Here is a 5634-nt window from a genome sequence, read left to right on the forward strand (position 1 = left end):
GGCTACCGCTCCGGCGGGGCGGGGGAGCGAAGGAGCGCACGCCGACATGACCATCACCGGGCTCGCGGCCGCCGTCGTCCTGGGCGCGGTGATCGGGATCCTCGGGCGGCTGATCGCGCCCGGACGGCCGGGCATGCCGGTCTGGCTGCTGATGGCGACCGGCGTCGTCGCGGCGTTCGCCGGGACGGGGCTGGCCCAGGTGTTCGGCCTCACCGGCAGCGGCTGGAGCCCCTGGGAGACCGTCCTGCAGATCGTGCTGGCGGCGGCAGGCGTGAGCCTGGTCGCGGCCCTGTGGCCCAAGCGGACCGGCCACCGGCCCTAGCGGCCACCGGCCTTAGCGCCCGCCGACCCTAGCGCACACCGACCCGCGCGGTCACGGCCTCCGCAGGACGGGGCGCAGCTCGTCCAGCACGTCGGGGTCCTCGATCGTGGACGGGACGGTCACCTCGCGCCCGTCGGCGATGCCCCGCATCACGCCCCGCATGATCTTGCCCGAGCGGGTCTTCGGCAGCGCCGGGACGACCGCGATCTCCTTCAGCGCGGCGACGGGCCCGACCTGCTCGCGCACCATCCCGACCAGTTCGGCGGCCAGCTCCGCCGGCTCGGCGAGGACGCCGCTCTTGAGCACGACCAGCCCGCGCGGGACCTGCCCCTTCAGCGCGTCCTCGACGCCGATGACCGCGCACTCGGCGACGGCCGGGTGGGAGGAGATGACCTCCTCCATCGTCCCGGTGGACAGCCGGTGCCCGGCGACGTTGATGACGTCGTCGGTGCGGCCCATCACCCACACGTAGCCGTCCTCGTCGACGTGCCCGCCGTCGCCGGTCAGGTAGTGCCCCGGGAACTTCGTCAGGTACGACTCGACGAACCGCTCGTCGTCCTGCCACAGCGTCGGCAGCGTCCCGGGCGGCAGCGGCAGCCGGATCGCGATGTCGCCGTCGGCGCCGGCCGGCACCGACCCGCCGTCCGGGCCGAGGATCCGCACGTCGTAGCCGGGCACCGGCACCGAGGGCGAGCCCGCCTTGACCGGCATCGGCTCCAGCCCGCGCAGGTTCGCCACGATCGGCCAGCCCGTCTCGGTCTGCCACCAGTGGTCGATCCCCGGCCGGTCCAGGACCCGCGACGCCCACCGGTAGGTGTCGGGGTCGAGGCGCTCCCCGGCGAGGAACAGCGTGTCCAGCGCCGACAGGTCGTGCCCGGCGAGCAGCGCGCCCTCCGGGTCCTCCTTCTTGATCGCCCGGATCGCGGTCGGCGCGGCGAACAGCGCCTTCACCCGGTGCTGCGCCGCGACGCGCCAGAACGCGCCCGCGTCCGGCGTCCCCACCGGCTTGCCCTCGTACAGGACGGTCGTGCAGCCGGTCAGCAGCGGCGCGTACACGATGTAGGAGTGCCCGACGACCCAGCCGACGTCGGACGCGGCCCAGAACACGTCGCCGGGCCCGACGCCGAACACGTTCTCCATCGACCAGCGCAGCGCCACCGCGTGCCCGCCGTTGTCGCGGACGACGCCCTTCGGCCGCCCGGTCGTCCCCGAGGTGTAGAGGATGTAGAGCGGGTCGGTGGCGGCGACGGGCACGCACTCGGCGGGCTCGGCGGCGGCGACCGCCTCGTCCCACTCCACGTCCCGGGGCCGGACGAGGTCGGCGTGCAGCTGCTCGCGCTGCCGGATCACGCACCGCTCGACCTTGTGCCGCGCCATGTCCAGCGCCTGGTCGAGCAGCGGCTTGTAGGCGACGACCCGGCCCGCCTCGATCCCGCACGACGCCGACACGACCGCCTTGGGCCGGGCGTCGTCGATGCGGACGGCCAGCTCCCGCGCCGCGAACCCGCCGAACACGACCGAGTGCACCGCGCCGAGCCGGGCGCACGCCAGCATCGCGATGACCGCCTCCGGCACCATCGGCAGGTAGATGACGACCCGGTCGCCGCGGTCGACGCCCTGCGCGCGCAGCGCCCCGGCGAACCGCGCGACGAGGCCCGTCAGCTCCCGGTAACCGTAGGTGCGGACGGTCCCGGTGACCGGGCTGTCGTAGATCAGCGCGGGCTGGTCGCCGCGGCCCTCCTCCACATGCCGGTCCAGCGCGTTGTCGCAGGTGTTCAGCTCGCCGCCGGTGAACCAGCGGTAGAACGGCGGCGCCCCGTCGTCCAGGACCCGGTCCGGTGGGACGAGCCAGCGGACGTCGCGCGCCGCCAGCCCCCAGAAGCGGGTCGGGTCGGCGATGCTGCGTTCGTACGCGGCCGCGTAGGCGCCCATGTCGTCCTCCCGGTGGCGGGCCTCCGGCCGGTCGCTCCGCGGCCCTGTGTGCTCCGTGGCCCTGTTTTCTCCATGACCCAGGTGTGCGCTGAGGCCCGGTTCGCGAAACCGGGCCGCACCCCTATAGGGCATGCCCCGGGGCCGGTTCGTCAAGAGCCCGCGCCGCCCGGCCCGTCACCGCGCCACTCTCCGGGACCCGTCCGCGGGGCCGTCAGTCGGGGTGGCGCAGGCCGTGCGCGACGGCGACGAGCGCGGCCGCGAAGGCGCCCGCCGCGACGATCCAGAAGCACAGCTCGTACGCGCCGAGCGTCGGCACGTCCGTCCCCGCGATCACCCGCCCGGCCAGGATCGACGCGGTCACGGCGCCCGCGACGCCGCCGCCGGTGGTGCGGACGAGCGAGTTGATGCCGCTGGCGATGCCGCTCTGGTCCATCGGCACGTGCTGGACGGCGAGCGTCCCGAGCGCCGCGTAGGCGATCCCGAACCCGATGCCCTGGATGGCGCTGAACGCGAGCATGTCGTACACGTGCGAGTTGGACACCGCCAGCCACACGTAGCACAGCCCGGCGAACGCCGACCCGGTCGCGAGCGTGTAGGCGGGGCCGAGCCGCGCCGCGATCCGCCCGGCCAGCGCCGAGAACACCAGCATCGTGACGGTGCTCGGCAGCATGTAGAGGCCGACGTCCAGCACCGAGCCGTCCAGCCCGTACCCGAACTCCGCCGACGGCGCCTGCACGAACCCGGCGATCAGCGTGAACGCGGCGAACATCGAGAACCCGAGCAGCGCCGAGGCGACGTTCGCCGACAGCGACCGCGACCCGACCAGCAGGGCCAGCCGCACCAGCGGGGCGCGGACCCGCAGCTGCACCGCGACCCACACCGCGCACAGCGCGGCGGCGGCGCCGAACAGCCCGAGGACGCCGCCGGACGTCCAGCCCCACGCGTTGCCCTCGCTGATGGCGAGCAGCAGGCACACCAGCCACGCGGCGAGCAGGACCGCGCCCGCGAAGTCGGGCCGGCCGCCGGCCCGCACGCCGACGTCGCGGGCGAGCACCGCGACCAGCGCCAGCGCGCCGGCGGCCAGCGCCGCGGTGATCCAGAAGACCGGGTGGTGGCTGTCGGTGCGGGCCGCGATCAGCCCCGTCACGATCATGCCGGCGCTGCCGCCGACGCCCATGGTGGCGCTGACGATGCCGATCGCGGTGGTGATCCGCTCGCGCGGGAACGCGTCCCGGATCATGCCGATGGCGAGCGGGATCATCGAGGACGACACGCCCTGCAGCGCGCGCCCGGCGATGAGCACCGGCAGCGAGGACGACACCGCGCACACCACCGAGCCGGCCAGCAGCAGCACCAGCGCGAGCAGGATCATCCGCTTCTTGCCGTACATGTCGCCGAACCGCGTCAGCAGCGGGGTGGCGACCGCGCCGGTCAGCAGCGACGCGGTGAACACCCACGTCACGTCGGTGATCGGGGCGTCGAAGCGGACCATGAACTGGGGCAGCAGCGGCAGCACCAGGGTCTGCTGCACCGACACGACCATCCCGGCCGCCGCGAGCGCGAGCAGGATGCGGCCGGTGCGCGCGGGTCCCGCGGGAAGCGGCCCGGTCGCGGTGCGCGCCGTGGCCGGGGCGCCGGTCATGCGAACCTCCCGAGGGGCGATCGTGACGTCCGGTCGGCGGCGGCCCGGCCGCGCGGCGTGCTCCCGTCCGCTCTGTACTTACTTAGAGAAAGTAAGCATAGATCGGCCGTTTGGCTCATGCTCCACCGCGGGTGCGGTTCCGGACGGGACCGATTCGGAGTCGATTTCTGGTCGTTTGTGGTCGAGGTGGGGCCGGTGGGCGTGTCCGCGCCCCCGCACCGGCCGGACCGGGTTCGACGCCGGGCCCCGGCGTCCCTAGGGTTGCCTTCCGTGGACCTTCGTCTGCGCAACCCCCGCGATGCATCCCCCCGCACGGCCTTCCGCGTCCCGGCCCGGAGAGGACGCTGATGCAGGTCGTCACCACCGCCGGTCACGGTGGGCACGGCAAGTCGGCGCTCGTGCGCGCCCTCACCGGCAAGGAGCCCGGCGAGACGGGCGCCTGGACGGAGCTGCCCTCGGGGCGGCGCGTCGCGTTCGTCGACGTCCCCGGCGACGAGCGGTCGCTCCCGGCCATGCTCGCCGGCGCCGCGCCGGCGCCCGCGGCGCTGCTCGCCGTCGCCGCCGACGAGGGGTGGATGCCGCAGACCGCCGAGCACCTGGACGCCCTCGGCGCGCTCGGCGTCCGGTTCGGCGTCCTCGCGGTCACCAAGGCCGACGCCGCCGACGCCCGGCTCGCGCTCCGGCAGGTCCGCGAGCGGCTCGCCGGCACCCCGCTGAAGGGCGTGGAGGCCGTCGCCGTCAGCGCCGCCACCGGCGCCGGGGTGCCCGAACTGGCCGCCGCCCTCGACCGGCTCGCGGGCCGGCTGCCCGTCCCCGACCCGGCCGCCCCGGTGCGGCTGTGGGTGGACCACGCCATCACCGCCGGGCGGCAGACCGCCGTCACCGGCACCCTCGCCGCCGGGACCGTCGCCGTGGGCGACGAGCTGCTGCTCATGCCCGCCGGGGAGCGCGTCCGCGTCCGCACCATCGGCAGCGCCGGCGCGCCGCGCGAGTCCGTCGGCGGGGTCTCCCGGGTCGTGCTGACGCTCCGCGACGCCGGCCGCGTCGACCCCGGCATGGCCCTCGTCACGCCCGGCGCCTGGACCCACACCACCTGCGTCGACGTCCGCACCCGGTTCGGCGCGGCGTCGGGGCGGCTCGCCCGGCAGATGACGCTGCACCTCGGGACCGCCGCCGTCCCGGTCCGGCTGCGCCCGCTCGGCCCCGACACCGCCCGGCTGACCCTGAACACCCGGCTCGCCCTGCACCTCGGCGACACCGGCGTCCTGCGCGACCCGGCGCGCCGCTCGATGGCCGGGGTGAGCGTGCTGGACGTCCGGCCGCCGACCCTGGTGCGGCGCGGCGCCGGCGCGGCCCGCGCCCGCGAGCTGGCGTCCTGGCCGGACCGGCCGGACGGCGCGGTCGTGCTGCGCCGGCACGGCGTGCTGCGGCGCTCGGAGCTGTCGCTGATGGGCTGCGCGCCGCCGCCGGACGCCGTCGCGCTGAACGGCGAGTGGCTCGCCGACCCGGCGCACTGGTCGGCGCTGTTCGACCGGCTCGCCGAGGAGGCGTCCCGGCACGCCGCGGGCAGCCCGCACGCGCCCGGCATCCCGCTGGAGACCGTCCGGCTGCGGCTCGGCCTGCCGGCCCGGCAGCTCGTCGCCGCGCTGGTCAGGCCGCCGCTGCGGGTGGACGCGGGTCGCGTCTACGGCCCGCCGCCCGAGCCGGCGGCGCAGGCCGACCCGCGCCCGGCCGCCCC

At 75.9% G+C, this 5634-nt stretch carries 4 protein-coding genes; 2 read left to right on the plus strand and 2 right to left on the minus strand.

Features of this window, described 5'->3' with window-relative positions; all coding sequences use genetic code 11:
• A partial coding sequence (locus ETD96_RS40440) for a hypothetical protein (RefSeq protein ID WP_338072663.1) occupies positions 1–322 on the plus strand: 322 nt, incomplete at its 5' end.
• A gap of 51 nt (positions 323–373) precedes the next feature.
• On the opposite strand, the gene ETD96_RS40445 is transcribed toward ETD96_RS40440, so the two are convergent.
• Entirely contained in the window at positions 374–2386 is a 2013-nt protein-coding gene (locus ETD96_RS40445) for a propionyl-CoA synthetase (protein ID WP_420884834.1), read from the minus strand.
• Positions 2387–2465: 79 nt separating this feature from the next.
• Entirely contained in the window at positions 2466–3896 is a 1431-nt protein-coding gene (locus tag ETD96_RS40450; RefSeq protein WP_138641774.1) for an MFS transporter, read from the minus strand.
• Positions 3897–4243: 347 nt separating this feature from the next.
• On the opposite strand from ETD96_RS40450, the gene ETD96_RS47820 reads away from it, so the two are divergent.
• Positions 4244–5634: GTP-binding protein (locus tag ETD96_RS47820; RefSeq protein ID WP_138641775.1), on the plus strand; the 1391-nt coding region annotated here is incomplete at its 3' end.

Origin of the sequence: Actinomadura geliboluensis, from assembly GCF_005889745.1 — a bacterium.
Lineage (GTDB): Bacteria > Actinomycetota > Actinomycetes > Streptosporangiales > Streptosporangiaceae > Spirillospora > Spirillospora geliboluensis.